Source organism: Poseidonocella sp. HB161398, assembly GCF_005870025.1.
Classification (GTDB): Bacteria; Pseudomonadota; Alphaproteobacteria; order Rhodobacterales; family Rhodobacteraceae; genus Mangrovicoccus.
The window spans coordinates 170,633-188,637 of sequence record NZ_VATA01000003.1 but is presented as its reverse complement, the minus strand read 5'-3'; the positions used below and the strand labels follow the sequence as shown (position 1 = coordinate 188,637).

At 69.3% G+C, this 18,005-nt stretch carries 17 protein-coding genes and 1 tRNA gene; 8 read left to right on the top strand and 10 right to left on the bottom strand.

Annotated elements, in window-relative coordinates:
* The first annotated feature begins 33 nt into the window (after positions 1–33).
* Positions 34–1,242 (top strand): cytochrome b/b6 domain-containing protein, encoded by a 1,209-nt coding sequence (locus FGX59_RS03950; RefSeq protein ID WP_138465215.1) that lies wholly within the window; start codon positions 34–36, stop codon positions 1,240–1,242.
* A gap of 115 nt (positions 1,243–1,357) precedes the next feature.
* On the opposite strand, the gene FGX59_RS03945 is transcribed toward FGX59_RS03950, so the two are convergent.
* Both FGX59_RS03945 and FGX59_RS03940 read right to left on the bottom strand, forming a co-directional pair.
* Positions 1,358–1,795, bottom strand: a complete 438-nt coding sequence (locus FGX59_RS03945) for a MarR family transcriptional regulator (protein WP_138465214.1) — start codon at positions 1,793–1,795, stop codon at positions 1,358–1,360.
* Positions 1,796–2,116: 321 nt separating this feature from the next.
* Positions 2,117–2,203: transfer RNA gene (locus tag FGX59_RS03940), tRNA-Leu, on the bottom strand.
* 137 nt (positions 2,204–2,340) lie between these two features.
* On the opposite strand from FGX59_RS03940, the gene lipB reads away from it, so the two are divergent.
* Positions 2,341–3,003 (top strand): lipoyl(octanoyl) transferase LipB, encoded by a 663-nt coding sequence (gene lipB, locus FGX59_RS03935; protein WP_138465213.1) that lies wholly within the window; start codon positions 2,341–2,343, stop codon positions 3,001–3,003.
* Between the two features lie 7 nt (positions 3,004–3,010).
* Here the strand turns inward: lipB and FGX59_RS03930 are convergent, their stop codons facing one another.
* Positions 3,011–4,018, bottom strand: coding sequence for a hypothetical protein (locus FGX59_RS03930; RefSeq protein WP_138465212.1), 1,008 nt, complete (start codon positions 4,016–4,018; stop codon positions 3,011–3,013).
* 39 nt (positions 4,019–4,057) lie between these two features.
* Positions 4,058–4,990 (bottom strand): DMT family transporter, encoded by a 933-nt coding sequence (locus FGX59_RS03925; RefSeq protein WP_138465211.1) that lies wholly within the window; start codon positions 4,988–4,990, stop codon positions 4,058–4,060.
* A gap of 256 nt (positions 4,991–5,246) precedes the next feature.
* On the opposite strand from FGX59_RS03925, the gene ctaD reads away from it, so the two are divergent.
* Complete coding sequence (ctaD, locus tag FGX59_RS03920; RefSeq protein WP_138465210.1) at positions 5,247–6,902, top strand: cytochrome c oxidase subunit I; 1,656 nt, start codon at positions 5,247–5,249, stop codon at positions 6,900–6,902.
* The gene (locus FGX59_RS03915) at positions 6,903–7,460 is read left to right on the top strand and encodes a DUF2244 domain-containing protein (protein WP_138465209.1); all 558 of its coding nucleotides are present in this window, start codon (positions 6,903–6,905) and stop codon (positions 7,458–7,460) included.
* Between the two features lie 160 nt (positions 7,461–7,620).
* Here FGX59_RS03915 and FGX59_RS03910 read toward each other — a convergent pair whose 3' ends face one another.
* Positions 7,621–8,103: a GatB/YqeY domain-containing protein gene (locus tag FGX59_RS03910; RefSeq protein ID WP_138465208.1), complete on the bottom strand. Its 483-nt coding sequence runs from the start codon at positions 8,101–8,103 to the stop codon at positions 7,621–7,623.
* 117 nt (positions 8,104–8,220) lie between these two features.
* Between FGX59_RS03910 and carA the strand changes: the two genes are divergently transcribed.
* Positions 8,221–9,363, top strand: a complete 1,143-nt coding sequence (gene carA, locus FGX59_RS03905) for a glutamine-hydrolyzing carbamoyl-phosphate synthase small subunit (RefSeq protein ID WP_138465207.1) — start codon at positions 8,221–8,223, stop codon at positions 9,361–9,363.
* 166 nt (positions 9,364–9,529) lie between these two features.
* Positions 9,530–11,458 carry a glycosyltransferase gene (locus tag FGX59_RS03900; RefSeq protein ID WP_171060499.1) on the top strand — a complete coding sequence of 643 codons (1,929 nt, stop codon included), beginning with the start codon at positions 9,530–9,532 and terminating at the stop codon, positions 11,456–11,458.
* Positions 11,459–11,486: 28 nt separating this feature from the next.
* Here FGX59_RS03900 and FGX59_RS03895 read toward each other — a convergent pair whose 3' ends face one another.
* Entirely contained in the window at positions 11,487–12,611 is a 1,125-nt protein-coding gene (locus tag FGX59_RS03895) for an NADH:flavin oxidoreductase (protein ID WP_138465205.1), read from the bottom strand.
* A 103-nt stretch (positions 12,612–12,714) separates the two neighbouring features.
* Here FGX59_RS03895 and FGX59_RS03890 point away from each other — a divergent pair, with 103 nt between their 5' ends.
* Entirely contained in the window at positions 12,715–13,092 is a 378-nt protein-coding gene (locus FGX59_RS03890; protein ID WP_138465204.1) for a helix-turn-helix domain-containing protein, read from the top strand.
* Positions 13,093–13,098: 6 nt separating this feature from the next.
* Here FGX59_RS03890 and FGX59_RS03885 read toward each other — a convergent pair whose 3' ends face one another.
* The 3 genes from FGX59_RS03885 to FGX59_RS03875 all read right to left on the bottom strand — a co-directional run bounded on the left by FGX59_RS03885 (position 13,099) and on the right by FGX59_RS03875 (position 16,092).
* The gene (locus tag FGX59_RS03885; protein WP_138465203.1) at positions 13,099–13,965 is read right to left on the bottom strand and encodes a dienelactone hydrolase family protein; all 867 of its coding nucleotides are present in this window, start codon (positions 13,963–13,965) and stop codon (positions 13,099–13,101) included.
* The gene (locus FGX59_RS03880) at positions 13,950–15,626 is read right to left on the bottom strand and encodes an alpha/beta-hydrolase family protein (RefSeq protein ID WP_138465202.1); all 1,677 of its coding nucleotides are present in this window, start codon (positions 15,624–15,626) and stop codon (positions 13,950–13,952) included. Before FGX59_RS03880 ends, FGX59_RS03885 begins: the two co-directional genes overlap by 16 nt.
* A 112-nt stretch (positions 15,627–15,738) precedes the next feature.
* Entirely contained in the window at positions 15,739–16,092 is a 354-nt protein-coding gene (locus FGX59_RS03875) for an antibiotic biosynthesis monooxygenase (protein WP_240722234.1), read from the bottom strand.
* A gap of 125 nt (positions 16,093–16,217) precedes the next feature.
* Here FGX59_RS03875 and FGX59_RS03870 point away from each other — a divergent pair, with 125 nt between their 5' ends.
* Positions 16,218–16,646, top strand: a complete 429-nt coding sequence (locus FGX59_RS03870; RefSeq protein ID WP_138465201.1) for a MarR family winged helix-turn-helix transcriptional regulator — start codon at positions 16,218–16,220, stop codon at positions 16,644–16,646.
* 849 nt (positions 16,647–17,495) lie between these two features.
* Here FGX59_RS03870 and FGX59_RS03865 read toward each other — a convergent pair.
* On the bottom strand, positions 17,496–17,984 hold the full coding sequence (locus FGX59_RS03865; protein WP_138465200.1) for a GNAT family N-acetyltransferase: 489 nt from the start codon (positions 17,982–17,984) through the stop codon (positions 17,496–17,498).
* Between the last annotated feature and the right edge of the window lie 21 nt (positions 17,985–18,005).

Here is an 18,005-nt window from a genome sequence, read left to right as displayed (position 1 = left end):
CTCTGCGTCAACGCAGAAGAACCGGAGCCTCCCATGTCCGCGCCCACGTACCGCAATACCCGCGAAAGCTACGGAAGCGTCACCAAGACCTTCCACTGGCTGACCGCCCTCCTGATCCTGTCGCTCTGGCCGCTGGGGCTGATCGCCCATGAATGGCCCTATGGCACCGCCGAGGCGCTAGCCACCAAGGCGACGCTGTTCTCGATCCACAAGACGCTGGGCGTGACCGTGTTCTTCGTCGCCCTCGCCCGCATTCTCTGGGCGCTGGCCCAGCCGAAGCCGGGGCTGCTGCATCCCGACCGCAAGCTGGAGAGCTTCGCCGCCGAGACCGTGCACTGGGCGCTCTATGTCGCGCTGGTGGCGGTGCCGCTCTCGGGCTGGGTCGATCATGCCGCCACCGAGGGATTCGCGCCGATCTGGTGGCCCTTCGGCCAGTCGCTGCCCTTCGTGCCGAAAAGCCCGGAAGTCTCGGCCGTCGCGGGCCAGCTCCACGGCGTCTTCGCCTGGGTCCTCGCCGGGGCGGTCGTGCTGCATGTCGCGGGCGCGGCCAAGCATCATGTGATCGACCGCGACGGCACGCTGCGCCGGATGCTGCCGGGCGGCAGCAATGACCGGGTTCCGCCGCAGGGCCATTCCCGCGCGCCCGCCGTCGCCGCGCTGGCCGTCTGGGCCGTGGCGGTCGCCGTCGGCGCCGTGCTCGCGGCCAGAGGGCCAGAGGGCGGGGACGCGCCGCAGGTCGCGCTCGAAGCCCAGGCCAGCGAATGGACCGTCGAGGAAGGCACGCTTTCCATCACCGTGCGCCAGTTCGGCTCGGACGTGACCGGCAGCTTCGCCGACTGGACCGCCGCGATCAGCTTCGACCCCGAGGCCCCGGCCGGCCCGGCGGGCACCGCCGCGATCCAGATCGCGATTCCCAGCCTGACGCTGGGCACCGTCACCGACCAGGCAAAAGGTCCGGAATTCTTCGACGCCGCCACCTTCCCGACCGCGGCCTTCACCGCCGATCTGCTCCGCCAGGAGGACGGCAGCTATCTCGCCGAGGGCACGCTCGAGCTGAAGGGCCACCAGGTGCCGGTCAGCCTGCCCTTCACGCTGGAGCTGGCCGACGGCACGGCGCATGCGACCGGCGAGACGGCCATCGACCGGCGCGATTTCGAGATCGGCACGGCCAGCTACAATGACGAAGGGTCGCTCGGATTCTCCGTCCGCGTCTCGGTCGACCTGACCGCGTCGCGGAACTGACATCCCGGGAATGTCCCGTCCGCGGCGCAGGCGGCGGACGGGACGAAGATTTAGTGGAAGATTAAAACGTTGCGGATTCGCCGGTTTCGGCGGGTCCGGGACCGGAAAAACCGGCTCAGATGCGCTCGAGCTCTTCGAGCAGCTCCATCAGGGTGGCCAGGCGCTTGCGTCCCAGACGCGCCTCGATCCGCGCAGAGAGCTTCTCCAGCTCCCCGGCATGCGAGACGACGATGCCGTGTCCGGCCTCTGTAATGGCCAGAGTCTGCCGCCGCCGGTCGTTCTGATCGCGGCTGCGGGTCACAAGACCTTTTTCCATAAGTGTTTGAATAATACGAGTTTGACTCGGCAGAAGCAGCCCGCACTGTTCCGAAAGCCGCGTCGCATCCATCGGTCCTTGCTCATCGAGCACGGCGAGAATGCGCCACTGCTGTTCGGTAAGCTGGGATCGGGCGGCAACGGCGCGGATCGGGGCGACGACGCGCTCCCTTGCGCGATGAATTCGCATCGGCAGGGAGCCGGATGTTCCTCCGAATAGCGGCGTTATCACATTCATCCTCTGCTTTTTCCCCTCAGGAACTAATAATATAATTAACATCCGAATAGCATATTAACGCGACACAGCGTTATTGTCTACGCATTAGAAACAACAAGCGGAAATTTCAATTTAATTCTGGCGATTACTTTCCAGCTGAACGTTTTTCCCGCTAAGCGAAGATAGGATTCGAGCAAAAGTAATGCAAGATGCGTGATTGCCAAAAGCTTGAAGTCCATAGCGGAAAATGCCGGAATTCCGGAGTTCGATCATTCTCTACGCATATGATGGGGGATTTGGCGGGACGGGGCCCCTGGCCCTCGTTCCCTGCCCTGCCAGGTCTGGTGCGGTCGAGAAGACTCGAACTTCCACGGGAGTTACCCCACAGCGACCTCAACGCTGCGCGTCTACCAATTCCGCCACGACCGCACTGTCCTGACCGGCAGTGGCGGGTATCTACCCAAGGCTCCGGGGGGCCGCAAGAGGGGAAATGCAACTTTTCCGACAAAAGTGGACAGCCCTCCCCGCAAGGGGTAATCCGCCCTTGAAATACAGGAGTCCGCCCGATGTCCCTTGACTGGAAAACCTCTGAATCCCTCGTCCCTTACCCGGCAGCACTGGCCGAGATGGAGCGGCTTGCGGACGGAATCGCGGGCGGCGAAGCGCCGGAGACGATCTGGCTTCTCGAGCACCCGCCGCTCTACACCGCCGGCAGCAGCGCCAATGTCCGCGACCTCGTCGATCCGGACCGCTTCCCGGTCTACGAGACGCGCCGCGGCGGGCAGTACACCTATCACGGGCCGGGCCAGCGCGTGGCCTATGTGATGCTCGACCTGTCGAAGCGCGGCCGCGACGTGCGGAAATTCGTGCACCAGGTCGAGGAATGGGTGATCGCCACGCTGGCGGAGTTCAACGTCAAGGGCGAGCGCCGCGAGGGCCGGGTCGGCGTCTGGGTCGTGCGCCATGACAAGCCCGCCGGGCCGGACGGCCAGCCGCGCGAGGACAAGATCGCCGCGATCGGGCTGCGCGTGCGCAAATGGGTCAGCTTCCACGGGCTGTCGATCAATGTCGAACCCGACCTGTCGCATTTCTCGGGGATCGTGCCCTGCGGCATCTCCGAGCATGGCGTGACCTCGCTGGTCGATCTCGGCCTGCCGGTGACGATGGAAGATGTCGACGTCGCGCTGCAGAAGACCTTCGCCGGGATCTTCGGCGAGGTTCCGGCCTGAGCAGGGCTCAGCGCGGGGCCAGCCACAGCTCCATCCGTCCGCGCGGCAGGTTGCGGTAGGAATTGCCCAGGTCGATCAGCGCCAGCGGCGACGTGGCGCCGAGCGCCTCCTGCACATCGGCCGCCAGCCGCTCGGCGCAGTCCTTCTGCTCGGCATGGAAATAGCGCACGTCGCCGTATTTCGAAGCACCCGGGGCGGGCTCTGCCTCGGCTAGGCTCCAGCCCTTCGCCTGCAGCGCGGTCGCCAGCTGCGCCGCCGCGCCCAGGTCGCCCTCGCTCGCCGCATGCGGATAGACCATGGGCCGCGCCTCGCCCGGCGGGCAGGCCTGCCGGTCGGGCGCCTGGGCGGGCTGGGCCTCGGCCACCTGCAGCGCCGTCGATTCGCGCTGGCGCTCGCGCAGCCGGGAATTGCAGGTCGTCTTGCGGTAGAGCCCCAGAGTGTCGAGGCATTCGGCCTCGGCCGAGACCCTGCTGAACCGCCCCGACAGCGACGTGTCGGCCTGCAGCCCCTCCAGGCTGGCATTGCAGATCGCCGCCCGCCCTTCCGCCGCGCGCGTCTGGGCGGTCAGCGGCACCGCGTCGCCATCGGCCGTGCCCGCCATGCGCAGCGCCGCCTCGCTCAGCCCGGCCTCGCGGGCGATGCGGTCGATCTCCTGCGCCAGCGCGTCCCCGGCCCGGGCGGGCACGGTGACACCCTCCCCGTCCCCGGCGGCGGCCGCGCCGGCGATGCAGCTCGGCCCGCTGCCCGGCCGCCCGTCCTGCGCCATCACGCAGGCCTGGATCGCCGAGAGCGCCGCGCAATAGGCGTATTCGGGATAGGCGTTCTCCAGATAGGCCAGCACGTAGTCGGGCTGGGACAGGAAAAGCTCCATCTGCCCCTCGGCCGTGGCGATCGCGGTGGCGTTGACGTCGAAGCGGCTGCGGGTCTCGGCCTTCTGGCTGATCCACATGCCCGCGATCCCGGCCACAGCCAGGACGAAGAGCTGCCAGCTCTTGACGATTTCGCTGATCTGCACGGCATCCCCTCCCGTTCGGAGAGGAGCCTAGCGCCGGCCTTACGTTGCGTCGAGCCGGGTTTTCCGGCCCCGGGCGCTGCCCATCCAGAGCGACAGCACGATCAGCGCCGCCCCCGCCGCCTGCCCGGCGGTCAGCGCCTCGCCCAGAAGCAGCCAGGCCAGCGCGGCCGAGAAGACCGGGATCAGGTTGATATAGAGCCCCGCCGCGTCCGGCCCCTTCAGCCGCACGCCATAGCCCCAGAGGATGAAGGCCAGGAGCGCCGCGAAGAGCCCGACATAGGCCACCGCCGCCCAGGCCTCGGGCGGCAGCGCGGCGATCTGCGAGCGGCCGCGCCAGAGCGCCAGCGCCGCGAGCACCGGCAGCGCGATCAGGATCGTCGCCATCAGCGACACCGCCGGCGGCACGGTCTTCGGCGCGCCGCGCAGGAGCTGGGTATAGGCGGTCCAGCTCGCCACCGCGGCCAGCAGCCACAGGTCCCCCGCCCCCAGATGCAGCCGCAGCACCGCCACCGGATCGCCCTCGCCCAGGATCACCGCCACGCCAAGGAAGGAGACCGCCACCGCCGCCCCCTGCCGGAGCGTCAGCCGCGCCTTGCCCATCACCGCCGAGCTCAGCAGGATCAGCATCGGCATCACCGCGAGAAGCAGCGCGGCATTGGCCACCGGCGACAGGGTCAGCGCCATGTAGGTCGCCTCCTGGAAGCCCACCACCCCGGTCAGCGCCAGCGCCGCCAGCCAGGGCGCCTGGGCCGCGATCGCGCGGCGGTGCTGCCAGAGTCCGCGCGCCGTGAAGGGCAGGAAGGCCGCCGCCGCCACCAGCCAGCGCAGAAAATTCAGCGTCTCGGGATCGAGCAGCCCGCGAATCGCGCGGCCGGTGACGAAATTGCCCGCCCACATCAGGCAGGCCCCCACCAGGGCCGCTGCCGCCCATCTGCCGTGCCCCTGTCCGCGCGCCGCCTGTTCCGCTGCCATTGTCCCGTCTCCTTCTCGGCGCCTCGTTCGCACAATTCCTGCCGGCCTGCCAGATGCTTGCCCCCGCCTTTCGGAGCGCTTGACCCCCTTCGCTGATCCATGTCAAATCCGTGTGCGACAAAAATGCCCGTCTCCGGCACCATCTGCACAGAAGCGAATATTTGCCGGATTGCCGAAGGGGCCGTAGAACGGACGCTAAGGAAAACGGGCCGCGGCCGAACCGGGGCCTTCTGTCTTGATTGTTAGGGAGGCACGCATGGCAGACGCCGCCAGCGCATCGCACGAGCATGACCGGAAAGGGTGGTTCACCCGCTGGTTCATGTCGACCAACCACAAGGACATCGGGATCCTGTATCTCTTCACCGCAGGCGTGGTGGGGCTGATATCGGTCATCCTGACCGTCTACATGCGGCTGGAGCTGATGAGCCCCGGCGTGCAGTACATGTGCATGGAGGGCTTCATGGCCGATCCCTGCACCCCGGACGGCCATATCTGGAACGTCATGATCACCTATCACGGCGTCCTGATGATGTTCTTCGTGGTGATCCCGGCGCTCTTCGGCGGCTTCGGCAACTACTTCATGCCGCTCATGATCGGCGCGCCCGACATGGCCTTCCCGCGGCTGAACAATCTCAGCTTCTGGTTCTATGTCGCGGGCACCTGCCTCGGCATCGCCTCGATGTTCGCCCCCGACGGGCTCGAGGGCACGGGCTCGGGCGTGGGCTGGGTGCTCTACCCGCCGCTCTCGACCTCCTATCCGGGGATGTCGATGGATCTGGCGATCTTCGCGGTCCACGTCTCCGGCGCCTCCTCGATCCTCGGCGCGATCAACATGATCACGACCTTCCTCAACATGCGCACGCCGGGCATGACGCTGCACAAGGTGCCGCTCTTCGCCTGGTCGATCTTCGTCACCGCCTGGCTGATCCTGCTGTCCCTGCCGGTGCTGGCGGGCGCGATCACCATGCTGCTGACCGACCGCAATTTCGGCACGACCTTCTTCCAGCCCGCGGGCGGCGGCGATCCGATCCTCTACCAGCACATCCTGTGGTTCTTCGGCCATCCGGAAGTCTACATCATCATCCTGCCGGGCTTCGGCCTGATCTCGCACGTGATCGCGACCTTCTCGAAGAAGCCGATCTTCGGCTACCTGCCGATGGTCTACGCGCTGGTGGCGATCGGCGTGCTGGGCTTCGTGGTCTGGGCGCACCACATGTACACCGTCGGGCTCAGCCTCAGCCAGCAGAGCTACTTCATGATGGCGACGATGGTGATCGCCGTGCCCACCGGGGTGAAGGTCTTCAGCTGGCTGGCGACCATGTGGGGCGGATCGGTCGAGTTCAAGACGCCGATGCTCTGGGCGATGGGCTTCCTCTTCCTCTTCACCGTCGGCGGCGTCACCGGCGTGGTGCTCAGCCAGGCGGGGATCGACCGGGCCTATCACGACACCTACTATGTCGTGGCGCATTTCCACTACGTGATGAGCCTCGGCGCGGTCTTCTGCATCTTCGCGGGCATCTACTACTGGATCGGCAAGATGTCGGGGCGGCAGTATCCCGAGCGGCTGGGCAAGATCCATTTCTGGATGATGTTCATCGGCGCCAACCTGACCTTCTTCCCGCAGCACTTCCTCGGGCGGCAGGGCATGCCGCGGCGCTATATCGACTATCCGGAGGCCTTCGCCACCTGGAACATGGTCTCCTCGATCGGCGCCTTCATCAGCTTCGCCTCCTTCATCCTGTTCCTCTACATCATCTACGTGACCCTGACGAAGGGCGAGCGGGTGACGGCGAAGAACTACTGGAACGAATACGCCGACACGCTGGAATGGACCCTGCCCTCGCCGCCGCCGGAGCATACCTTCGAGACACTGCCGAAGCAGAGCGAATGGGACAAGGGCCACGCCCACTGAATGCCCTGGCACTGGGACACCGGAACGCAGGACGCCCCCGTCATCACGGGGGCGTCCTATTTTTCGCAGGGCGATCCGCCGCTGGCGCGGCTCTCGCTCTCGGCGCATAGCTCGCTGACGCGCAAGGGGTTCGCCGTCACCATCGCCGCCGCCTCCGCCATGGTGCTGGTGCCGCTGCTGACGGTGCTCGGATCTTCCGTCTTCTGGGTGCTTCTGCTCTTCATCGCCGCCGCGATCGGCGGGCTCTGGCGGGCGCTGACCTGGTCCTGGGCCGACCGCGCCGTCACCGAGGAACTCGCCGTCTGGACCGACAGCACCTGCCTCAGCCACCGCCCCGGCCGCGGCACGGGAAAATCCTGGCAGGCCAATACCTACTGGCTGGCGGCGCATCTGCATCCGCGCCGCGGCGGGCACCGCAACTACATCACCCTCACCGGCAGCGCCGACGGACGCGAGGTGGAGCTCGGCAGCTTCCTCACCGAGACCGAGCGCGCCGCGCTCTATCCGGTGCTGCGCCGCCTCCTCGACACTGCCGCCGCCTCGGCCATGCCGCCCTGAGGACAATCCATTCCGGCGACGGGCGCGCTCCGCTGCCAGGGGCGGCGGGGCCCCGCGGGCCTGCGCAGCAGGATCGCGGGGACGGCAAGCGGAAACGCCCGCGGCTCTGCCGCGGGCGTCCTCTGGATCACGTTTTCCGGCCCCTTGCGGAGCGTCGGGATCAGCCGAGCTTGGCACGCACCAGCGGGCCGACCTCGCCGAAATCCATCTGTCCGGTATACTTCGCCTTCAGCGACGCCATCACCTTGCCCATGTCGCGCAGGGAATCGGCCCCGGTCTCGGCAATCGCCTTCTCCACCGCGGCCGCCTGCGCCTCGGCGCTCAGCCGCGCGGGCAGGAATTCCTCGATGATGCCGATCTCGCCGCGCTCCTGCTCGGCCAGTTCCAGCCGCCCGCCCTCTTCGTAGACGCGCGCGCTCTCCTGGCGCTGCTTCACCATTTTCCCGAGGATTGCCAGCACCTTGTCATCCGACAGCGGCTGCGGCTCGGCATCGGCCGGCGTGGCGGAGCGCACGGCGATTTCAGTGTCCTTGATCGCGGCATTGATCAGCCGCAGGGTCGAGAGCCGTACGGCGTCCTTGTCCTTCATCGCCTGCTTGAGGCTTTCGCCTACCCGGGCCTTGAGGTCCTTGCCCATCGTCATCCCCTGATGTCTGCGGTCCGCGGGCCTATACTGCATTGCGGCTTTGGCACGCAACCCTGCTTGCAGAGCCTTGCCGTTAGGCTTATCTGACCGAGGATTTGCCGATAGGAGTCGCCCATGCCCACGCCCACAGCCTGTCTCGCCCTCGCCGATGGTACCCTGTTCTACGGACAAGGGATCGGCGCGACCGGAACCTGCGTGGCGGAGCTGTGCTTCAACACGGCGATGACCGGCTACCAGGAGATCATGACCGATCCCTCCTATGCCGGCCAGGTGGTCACCTTCACCTTCCCCCATATCGGCAATGTCGGCACCACCGACGAGGATGACGAATCCGCCGATCCGGTCGCGGCAGGCCTGGTGGTGAAATGGGATCCGACCCTGCCCTCGAACTGGCGCTCGGCGCGGACCCTGTCGGACTGGCTCGCCGCCAAGGGCCGGATCGGCATCGCCGGCGTCGACACCCGCCGCCTGACCCGCGCGATCCGCGCCCAGGGCGCGCCGCATGTCGCGCTGGCGCATGATCCCGAGGGCAAGTTCGACATCGAGGGCCTGGTCCGCAAGGCGCGCGAGTTCGAGGGTCTGGTCGGGCTCGACCTGGCCAAGGACGTCACCTGCGCGCAGTCCTACCGCTGGGACGGCACCCGCTGGGCCTGGCCCGAGGGCTACGGCACCCGCACCGGCGACGCGCCCAAGGTCGTGGCGATCGACTACGGCGCCAAGCGCAACATCCTGCGCTGCCTCGCCGATGCCGGCTGCGACGTCACCGTGATGCCCGCCTCCGCCACGGCCGAGGACGTGCTGGCGCAGAACCCCGACGGCGTCTTCCTGTCGAACGGCCCCGGCGACCCCGCGGCCACCGGCAAATACGCCGTGCCGATGATCCGCGGCGTGCTCGATCGCACCCAGCTGCCGATTTTCGGCATCTGCCTCGGCCACCAGATGCTGGCCCTGGCCCTCGGCGCCAAGACCGTGAAGATGAACCACGGCCATCACGGCGCCAACCATCCGGTCAAGGACCTGGAAACCGGCAAGGTCGAGATCACCTCGATGAACCACGGCTTCACCGTCGACAGCCAGTCGCTGCCCGCGGGCGTGCTGGAGACCCATGTCTCGCTCTTCGACGGCTCCAACTGCGGCATCCGCATGGCCGACCGGCCGGTCTTCTCGGTGCAGTACCACCCCGAGGCCTCGCCGGGCCCGCAGGACAGCTTCTACCTGTTCGAGCGCTTCCGCGCCGCCATGGCCCCGGCCGCCTGATCCCGCCCGCGCCTGCCGCTGTCGCGGCGGGCGCCCCTGCAGGGCAAGGTTTTCCCGCATTTACGGCCGCTTGCGGGACATTCCCGGGTCTGCCTTAAAGGTGATTTAACCAATTTAATGAAATTCTCGGACATTCCTTGCGAATGGACGGGAACTCATGGAGCCGGTGCCGCTCAGACCCGCCGGAGCCACCGGCAGCGTCCCGCCCGCGGCAGAGGCCGCCGCGGCGCGCCCCCGCATCGGCGACTTGCTGCGCCGCCAGGGCCTGGCCGACCCCGCTCTCATCGACGAAGCGCTGGACCTCCACCGCGCCGCGGATCTGCGGCTCGGCGAGGCGCTCATGGCCACCGGCGCGATCGGCCGCGGCGATGTCCTGCGGCTGCTCGAGGCGCAATGGGGCGCCCGCCATGTCGATCTGGAGGCCGCCCCGGCCGATCCGCGGCTGGTCGCCCGGCTGGGCCCCGCCGACTGCCTGCGCCTCTCCGCCCTGCCCTGGCGCCGCATCGGCAGCGCCACCGTGATCGCCACCGAGGACCCGGCGGGCTTCCCCGAGCTGCGCGAGCGGCTGGAGGCGCTCTACGGCCCGGTGATGATGGCGCTGGCCGCGCCGGGCGCCGTCGGCGCCGCCATTGCCGCCGCCCATGCCCCCGAGCTGGCGCTGCGCGCCGAGACGCGGGTGCCGCGCAGCCTCTCCTGCCGTGCCTGGCGCGCCGGTCCCTTCCGTACCGCCGCCGCGATGGCCGCCTTCCTCTTCCTCTGCGCCCCGCTCCTGTCGCTGGCCTGGACCTGCACCGCGCTGCTGGCTGTGGCGAGCGTCAGCCTGCTGGCGCTCTGCGTGCTGAAATGCGCCACGCTCTTCGCCCGTCCCGGCCCTGCGGGCGGCGCCGAGATCCACGAGCTGCATGGCGGCATCCGCCCCGGCCGGCTGCCGGTGATCTCGCTCCTCGTGCCGCTCTACAAGGAAGAGCGCATCGCGCTGCAGCTCGTGCGGCGGCTGTCCAAGCTCGACTACCCCTCGGCGCTTCTCGATGTCTGCCTGGTGGTGGAGGCCGATGACACGGTCACCCATGCCACGCTGGCCACGGCCGAGCTGCCCCGCTGGATGCGCGTCGTCGTCGTGCCCGAGGGGCAGATCAAGACCAAGCCGCGGGCGATGAACTACGCGCTCGATTTCTGCCGCGGCAGCGTGATCGGCATCTACGACGCCGAGGACGCGCCCGAGCCCGGCCAGCTGCGCCAGGTGGCGGAGCGCTTCGCCCGCGCCGGGCCGCGCGTCGCCTGCCTGCAGGGCTGCCTCGACTACTACAATACCGGACTGAACTGGATGTCGCGCTGCTTCACCATCGAATATGCCAGCTGGTTCCGGGTGATGCTGCCCGGCGTCGCGCATCTGGGCCTGGCGGTGCCGCTGGGCGGCACCACGGTGTTCTTCCGCCGCGGCGTGCTGGAGGCGCTCGGCGGCTGGGATTCGCACAATGTCACCGAGGATGCCGATCTGGGCATCCGCCTGGCACGCGCGGGCTACGAGACCGAGATCCTCGACATGACCACCTGGGAAGAGGCCAATTGCATCGCCTGGCCCTGGGTGAAGCAGCGCTCGCGCTGGCTGAAGGGCTATGCGATGACCTATGCGGTGCATATGCGCCAGCCGCTGCGGCTGTGGCGCGACCTCGGCAATCGCCGCTTCTGGGGCTTCCAGGCGATGTTCCTCGGCACGCTGCTGCAATTCGCGCTGGCGCCGCTGCTTTGGTCGCTCTGGGTGATTCCCTTCGGCCTCTGGCATCCGGTGCGCGAGGTCATCCCGGATGCGGCCATGGCAGGGCTGGCGCTGTTCTTCGGGCTCAGCGAGATCGTGATGGTCGTGATGGCGGCACTGGCGCTGCGCCGGACCGGGCGGCTGCGGCTGCTGCCCTGGGCCTTCACCCTGCCGGTCTATTTCCTGCTGGCCAGCATGGCGATGTACAAGGCCCTGGCCGAGATGGTGCAGAAGCCCTTCTACTGGGACAAGACCCAGCACGGGAAGTTCGGCGGCGCCATCCAGGGCGGCGCCGCGCTCAAGGTGATCCGCGGCGGATCGAAGAAGGCGGCGGCCTGAGCCGCCGCCCCCGGAGCCTCAGCGGGCTTCAGGCCAGCGCCTGCAGCGAGGCCGGGTCGAAGCCGCCGATCTGGTCCGCGGCGCCGCGGCGGACCTTCCCGGCCCAGCCCGCATCGCTTAGCAGCACCCGGCCGACCGCGATCAGGTCGAACTCGTCGCGCTCCATCCGCTGGGTCAGCTTCTGCAGCGGCGTCGCCGCCGCGCCCTGGCCCGAGAAGGCGCCGAAGAAATCGCCGTCGAGCCCGACCGAGCCGACGCTGATCGTCGGCTTGCCCAGCAGCTTCTTGGTCCAGCCGGCGAAATTCAGCCCCTCCTCGCCGTCGATCGCGGGGAATTCCGGCTCCCAGAAGCGGCGCTGCGAGCAGTGGAAGACATCCACCCCGGCATCGGAGAGCGGGCCCAGCCAGGCCTCCAGCGCCTTCGGGTCGGCGGCCAGCTTGACGGAATAGTCCTGCTGCTTCCACTGGCTGACGCGCAGGATCACCGGGAAGTCCGGGCCGACCGCGGCGCGCACCGCCTTGACGATCTCCAGCGCGAAGCGCGACCGCTCGGGCAGGGTCTCGCCGCCCCAGGCGTCGTCGCGCAGGTTGGTGCCCTTCCAGAAGAACTGGTCGATCAGGTAGCCATGCGCGCCATGGAGCTCGGCCACGTCGAAGCCTAGCCGCTTGGCATCCGCGGCGGCCGAGGCGAAGGCCGCGATCGTGTCGGCGATATCCTCCTCGGTCATCGCCTTGCCGCGGGGCTCGTCCGGCCCGATCAGGCCCGAGGGGCTTTCGACCGGCGCCTCGGGCTCCCAGTCGCCGCCGCGGGTGGAGCCGGTATGCCAGATCTGCGGGCCCATCTTGCCGCCTGCGGCATGGACCGCGTCGATCACGCCCTTCCAGCCGTCAAGCGCGGGCCCGTGAAAGAACGGGATGCCCGGCAGGTTGCGCGAGGCCGGGCGGTCGACCACGGTGCCCTCGGACAGGATCAGGCCGACCTCGCCCTCGGCGCGCCGCGCGTAATAGGCGGCATTCGCGTCGCCGGGGATGCCCTCGGGAGCCATGCCGCGTGTCATCGGCGCCATCACGATGCGGTTCTTCAGCTCCAGCCCGTTCACGGAGAAGGGACGGAAAAGCACCTCGGTGCCGGCGGTCACGTCGTCAAGGGACATTGAGGTCTCCATCAGGATTGCTGCGTTGCGGCTAAGGTAACTTTCGGATACCTGGGTTCAAGAGGGCACTTTCCCTGCCCCAGGTCACCCGGAGGTAACTGCCATGGACGGCACCTGCCAGATCAAGTTCTCGGCCACCTGCGGCTGCCGCGTGCTCTTCGACGAGATCGCCGACAAGTGGTCGATGATGATCCTCACCGTGCTCGAGGGGACGCCGCACCGGTTCAACGAGCTGAAGCGCTGCCTCGAGGGCGTGTCGCAGAAATCGCTGACCCAGAGCCTGCGCAAGCTGGAGCGCAACGGCCTGGTCTCGCGCGAGGTGCTCGACACCTCGCCGGTCTCGGTGCGCTACGACCTGACGGATCTCGGCCGCTCTCTGCTGCCGCCCTTCAAGGCGCTCTACCGCTGGACCTGGGACAGCCTGCCCCGGGTCGAGGCCGCCCGCGCCGCCTATGACGCGCGCGCCCTGCAGCCGGGCTGAGGCGGCTCAGCGGGCGGGCAGCGCCTCGAGGAACTCCGCGATCTCGCCGCCCGCGCGGTCGCGCAGCGCCTCGTCGAAGACCAGCGAGGAGAGGAAGGACTTCTCGCGCTGGTCGAAGCCGTGATCGGCGCCCTCGAATTCGCTGACCGCGATCCGCGCGCCGCGGCCCTCCAGAGCTCCGGCCAGCTTGCGGCAGGCGGGGGTGGAGATGATGCTGTCGGCGGTGCCGAGGATCATCAGCATCGGCGGCGCCCCCGTCCAGTCGCCGCGGGCCGCGCCGTTGAGCGCGCCGCAATAGGGATAGAGCAGCACCGCGCCGCGGATCCCCGCCAGAAGCTCTGCGGGCGGAGTCTGCCAGGCCTTGATCCCCGCGGGCAGCGTGCCGGTCAGCAGATCGGCCAGCGCCTCCGTCACCGTCCAGCCGCCATGCGAGGCGCCGAGCAGCACGACATTGCCGGCATCGAGCTCGGGATCGGCCGCCACCGCCTCCAGCGCCGCCACCAGATCGCCCGCCCGCTCTGCCCCCGGCAGCACCTGCCCGGCGCAGACCAGCCGCCAGCTTTCCAGCTTGTCGAGCCCGCGCGGGCCGTGGCTGTCGACGATCACCGCGGCATAGCCCGCGTGGCTCAGCGCCTCGGCCCAGTGGTACATGTTGTCATGCACCCCGTCGCAGCCCGAGAAGAGCAGCGCCACCGGATAGGGCGCCTGCCGCCCCGGCGGCATCATCCGCGCCGCGGGGGCCAGCTCGGCGATGCGCGCCTCGAGCGTGTCCGAGGTGAAGGCCAGCCCCGCGCGGTTGCGCAGCGTGTTCGCCCCCGCCAGCGCCACGGCCAGCAGCACCAGCGCCGCGATCCAGATCAGCGCGCGGCGCACCCTTCCTGGACCTCCGCGTCGCAGAAGGCGACCAGCCGGGCGCTCTCCGCCTCGCTCCAGTTCGGCGGCTGGGTGATCTCGGCCCAGGGACGGACATAGTCGGCCAGGTAGTAGGCATGGCCGTGCCCGCCCGGCACCGACATGGCGATGGCCATGTCCATCGCCATCTGGAACTGGGTGACGACCGGGATGAAGCGGAAATCCGGCGAGATGTCGGGCGCGCGCTCCTCGCGCATCCAGTCCGACGGCCGCCAGGTCGAGGCCGGGTCGTAGAACACGATCGCGTCGGTGGAATACTGCAGGAAGATCACCCGCATCCGCCGCCAGGGGGAATAGTCGCGGTCGAGGCTGGTGAAATGCGACACGAAGCGCACGGTCTCGCCATTGTCGAGCACCGGCAGGATCTCGGGGCTGCCCTCGTCGCGGTTCTGCGTCGCGCGGTTCCACATGTCCGACGGGAAGGGCGGCCCGGCCCAGAAGGCGCCGTCGATCGGGTCATTGACCATGCGGAAGGCGTCCACCCCGTACATCGAGGACCAGGCGCCCAGGCTCAGCCCGTGGATGTAGAATTTCGGCCGGGTCGCCTCGGGCAGGTCGCGCCAGTAGTCGTGCATCACCCGGATCAGCGCGCTGGCCTGGTCGAGCCCCGAGCGGGTCTCGAAGATCAGCGCCAGCGGCGACTGCATGAAGGAGTACTGCACGGCCACGGTGGCGGTGTCGCCGTCATTCATCATCTCCACCGCGTCGAAGGAGCCGGGATCGAGCCAGCCGGTGCCGGTCGGGCTGGCGACGATCAGGATGCGGCGGTCGAAGGCGCCCTGGCGGATCAGCTCGGCCAGCGCGATGCGGGCGCGCACCTCGGGGTCGTCATCCTGGGCGCGGCCGACATAGACGCGGATCGGCTCCTTGGCGGGACGGCCGGTGAATGCGCTGATCCGCGCGGCATCGACGCCCTGGGCGATGAAGTTGCGCCCCGGCCGCCCGGTCGCGCCCCAGGAGACCAGCGAGGCGTCGCTGCCGGTCTTCATCGGGTCCGCGGGCGCGGGCTGCTCGGGATCGAAGAGCTGCTGGGCGGCCTCGTAGCTTTCGTCCATGGCGGTGACGAAATGGTCGATCAGCCCGTCGCGGGTGACGAAGAACATACCGAGCACGACGAGGATGAAGCCCAGCACGTTGGCGGCGCCGCGCGGCATCACCCGGTCGAGCCGGAACCGCGCCAGGTCGAAGAGCTTCTGGACGCCCAGCCCGAAGAGCATCAGCACCAGGAAGACCGCCAGGGCGAGGCCCAGGATGCGCAGCGTGCGCGCCTCCTCGGCGGGGGGCATGTCCATGCGGATGCGCACGTCGTCCTGCCAGACGCCCTGCTGCCACAGCGCCAGCGCCACCACCGCCAGCGCGCCCAGCAGCGCCGCGTCGAGGATCAGCCAGGCCAGCCGGCCCGGCAGCTTGGTCAGGCCGAGGCTGCGCCAGACCAGCAGCAGGAGCCGCCCGATCATGTAGCCCAGCCCCGCCAGCATCCCCGACAGCGCCCCCTGGACCAGCCAGCCCCGGGGGATCATCGAGGGCGTCAGCGAGGCCGCCAGGAACAGCAGCGCCGTCACCAGCGGCCAGGCCGGGAATCCGGCAATGCTCAATTCGTCGCGCTTGCGGTCATCGGCCATCTTCGGTCTCCTGCCTGCCCTGCCCCGTCAGTCCGGTCTAGGCCGGCTGCGGCGGTTTTCCTACCTCACTAGGTGCCGCAGCCCGGCTGCGTCCGGCGGGGCCCGGCGGGGCTCAGTCGCCGCGGATCGTGCGGTAGAGGCCCGGATGATAGCGCAGCCCCTCGACCGGCGGGAAGATGCCCGCCGCCTGCATCGCGCCGGTGGCGGCGCGGAAGGCCTCGGGGCTCTCCCAGGTGGCGATGTTGACCAGCTGGAACGCGGCGGTCTCGTCAAGCGCCCCCTGCAGCGCGGTGGAGATGTAGCCGGGCTGCTCCCTGAGGAAGTCGCGCGCCGCCTCCCAGGCCTCGATCGCCGCCTCGCGCTGGCCCGGCGGGACCTCGAAGACATTGATCAGCGTGACCTCGGCGCGGCTAGCGGCCGGCATCAGCGACAGGGCGATGGCGCCCAGGGCAAGTCGTGCAGTCATCGGGATATTCCTCAGCTTGCTATGTTTCAACATGCGCCCGCCGGGCCGGCTCCGGCGAGTCGCGGATATTGAATAGCATGCTATGGGTCTATTGCATAGCCTGCTATGCAATGCGACAACCGGGCATGAGCTTCGACCGCAAGACCTCGGCCGGCTACCTGGCCAACCACCTCGCCCGGCTCTTCGCCCGGGCGATCCACGCAAGGATCAGGCCGCTGGGGCTGAGCCCGGGCACCTTCCCGGCGATGCTGGAGCTCTGGGCCGAGGACGGGCTGAGCCAGCGCGAGCTGGTCGCGCGGCTCGACATCGAGCAGGCGACCATGGCCAACACCCTGGCCCGGATGGAGCGCGACGGGCTGGTGAAGCGCGTCCGCGACGCCCATGACGGACGGCTGCAGCGGGTCTGGCTGACCGAAAAGGGCCGCGCGCTCGAAGCCCCCGCCGTGGCCGCGGCGGAGGCGGTCAACGCCCAGGCCCTCTCTGCCCTGCCCCCCGAGGAACGCGTGCGGTTCCGCGACGCGATGGCCAAGGTGATCGCCGGGCTGCAGGGCTAGCACCGCGCCCCGGACCCGCGGACGGCCGTCCGGTCCTACGGTCGCTCGCGGGGCTGCACGTTCTCCTCGCCGCCCGCGGCCCCGCGGCGGTCCAGCCCGGTGGCGCGGAACGCTATCCGGTCAGAGCCTCCCACAGACGTCCCGGTCGGGCGGATAGGTCCGAGCCCGGCCGGCATCCCCAGGTCGGCGCACGAGAATGACCCGGCGATCCCGCCCGTCTTGCCCGGCGCCTTCTCCTGCTCGGGGAATGCTGGCGCGATCGGTTTTCGCGAAGAACCGGACCCGCTTGCGGAGATGCGCCGCCGCCTGGAGCCTCCAGCTGATGCACGCCCTGATGCACGCCCTGTTTCGCCACCAGCTTGGCGAGCCTCGCATCGCCTCTGCGCGCCGCCAGCGTCCCTCTGGCCTTTCGCCCGGCGCAGTCGTTCCTGCGCTTGCCAGCCAAGCTGCCAGCCCCTTCACTCGTTGGCGGCAAGCCCAGCCGCGTGACCTCGGATGAGGCAGGCGGCACGCCCGGCAGCAGCGCAGCTCACGGGGGACCGCCGAATGGATCGCGCGCGGCTCTCGAAGAGCGCAGCTTTCCGAGTCCTGCGGCACACGGCCCGAGAGGGGGGCGAGAATGCTGCCGGCGGGTGGCCATCAGCACGCCCCGGCGGGGACGTCCCCTCCGCAGCCGGGCGCAGCGATTCCAGACGGGCTCTCCGGCAACGGGGGCACGAGTGACGGGCATCGGCGCTTCGCTCGGCGGCGGGACGGGGCAGCGCGAGGCGGAAACCTGCCCAGGCGGCGCAGGATGGGCGGACTGCCGCCGGGCGCAGGCGCCTGCCGCGCGGCAGGTCCGGCGGTCGGCTAGAGTTCGCGCACCATCCGGACGGCCGGGAAGTCGATGCCCGGCGCCAGAGGGATCACGACCTCGCCGAGCGCGCGGAAGCCCATCGCCCGGTAGAAGGGAACGGCGGTGCGGGTGGCCTCGCAGTTCAGCCGCTCGATCCCCGCCTCGGCCGCACGGACGAAGCTGTGCTGCAGCAGGCTGCGCGCCACGCCCTGGCGCAGGCAGTCCGGATCGCAGACCAGATGGCGGATGTCGCCGCGGCCGGGCTCGCGCCGCCGCGGCGTCCAGCCCCCCGCCCCGATCAGCGCGCCGCCGCGCTCCACCACGTAGTAGCTGCCCGAGGCCAGCAGCTTCGGCTGCGCCCGCGCGATCAGCGGCAGCGCCAGCACCATCACCGAGGGCGGATAGTCCCCCCGCAGGAGCCGCGGATAGCTGCGCGCCAGAAGCGCGTCGAGCGCTGCGAGATCGCCCGGCCCGGCCAGGCGCAGGCTGCTGGTGACGGTCATGGCCTCCTCCGAAACGACAAG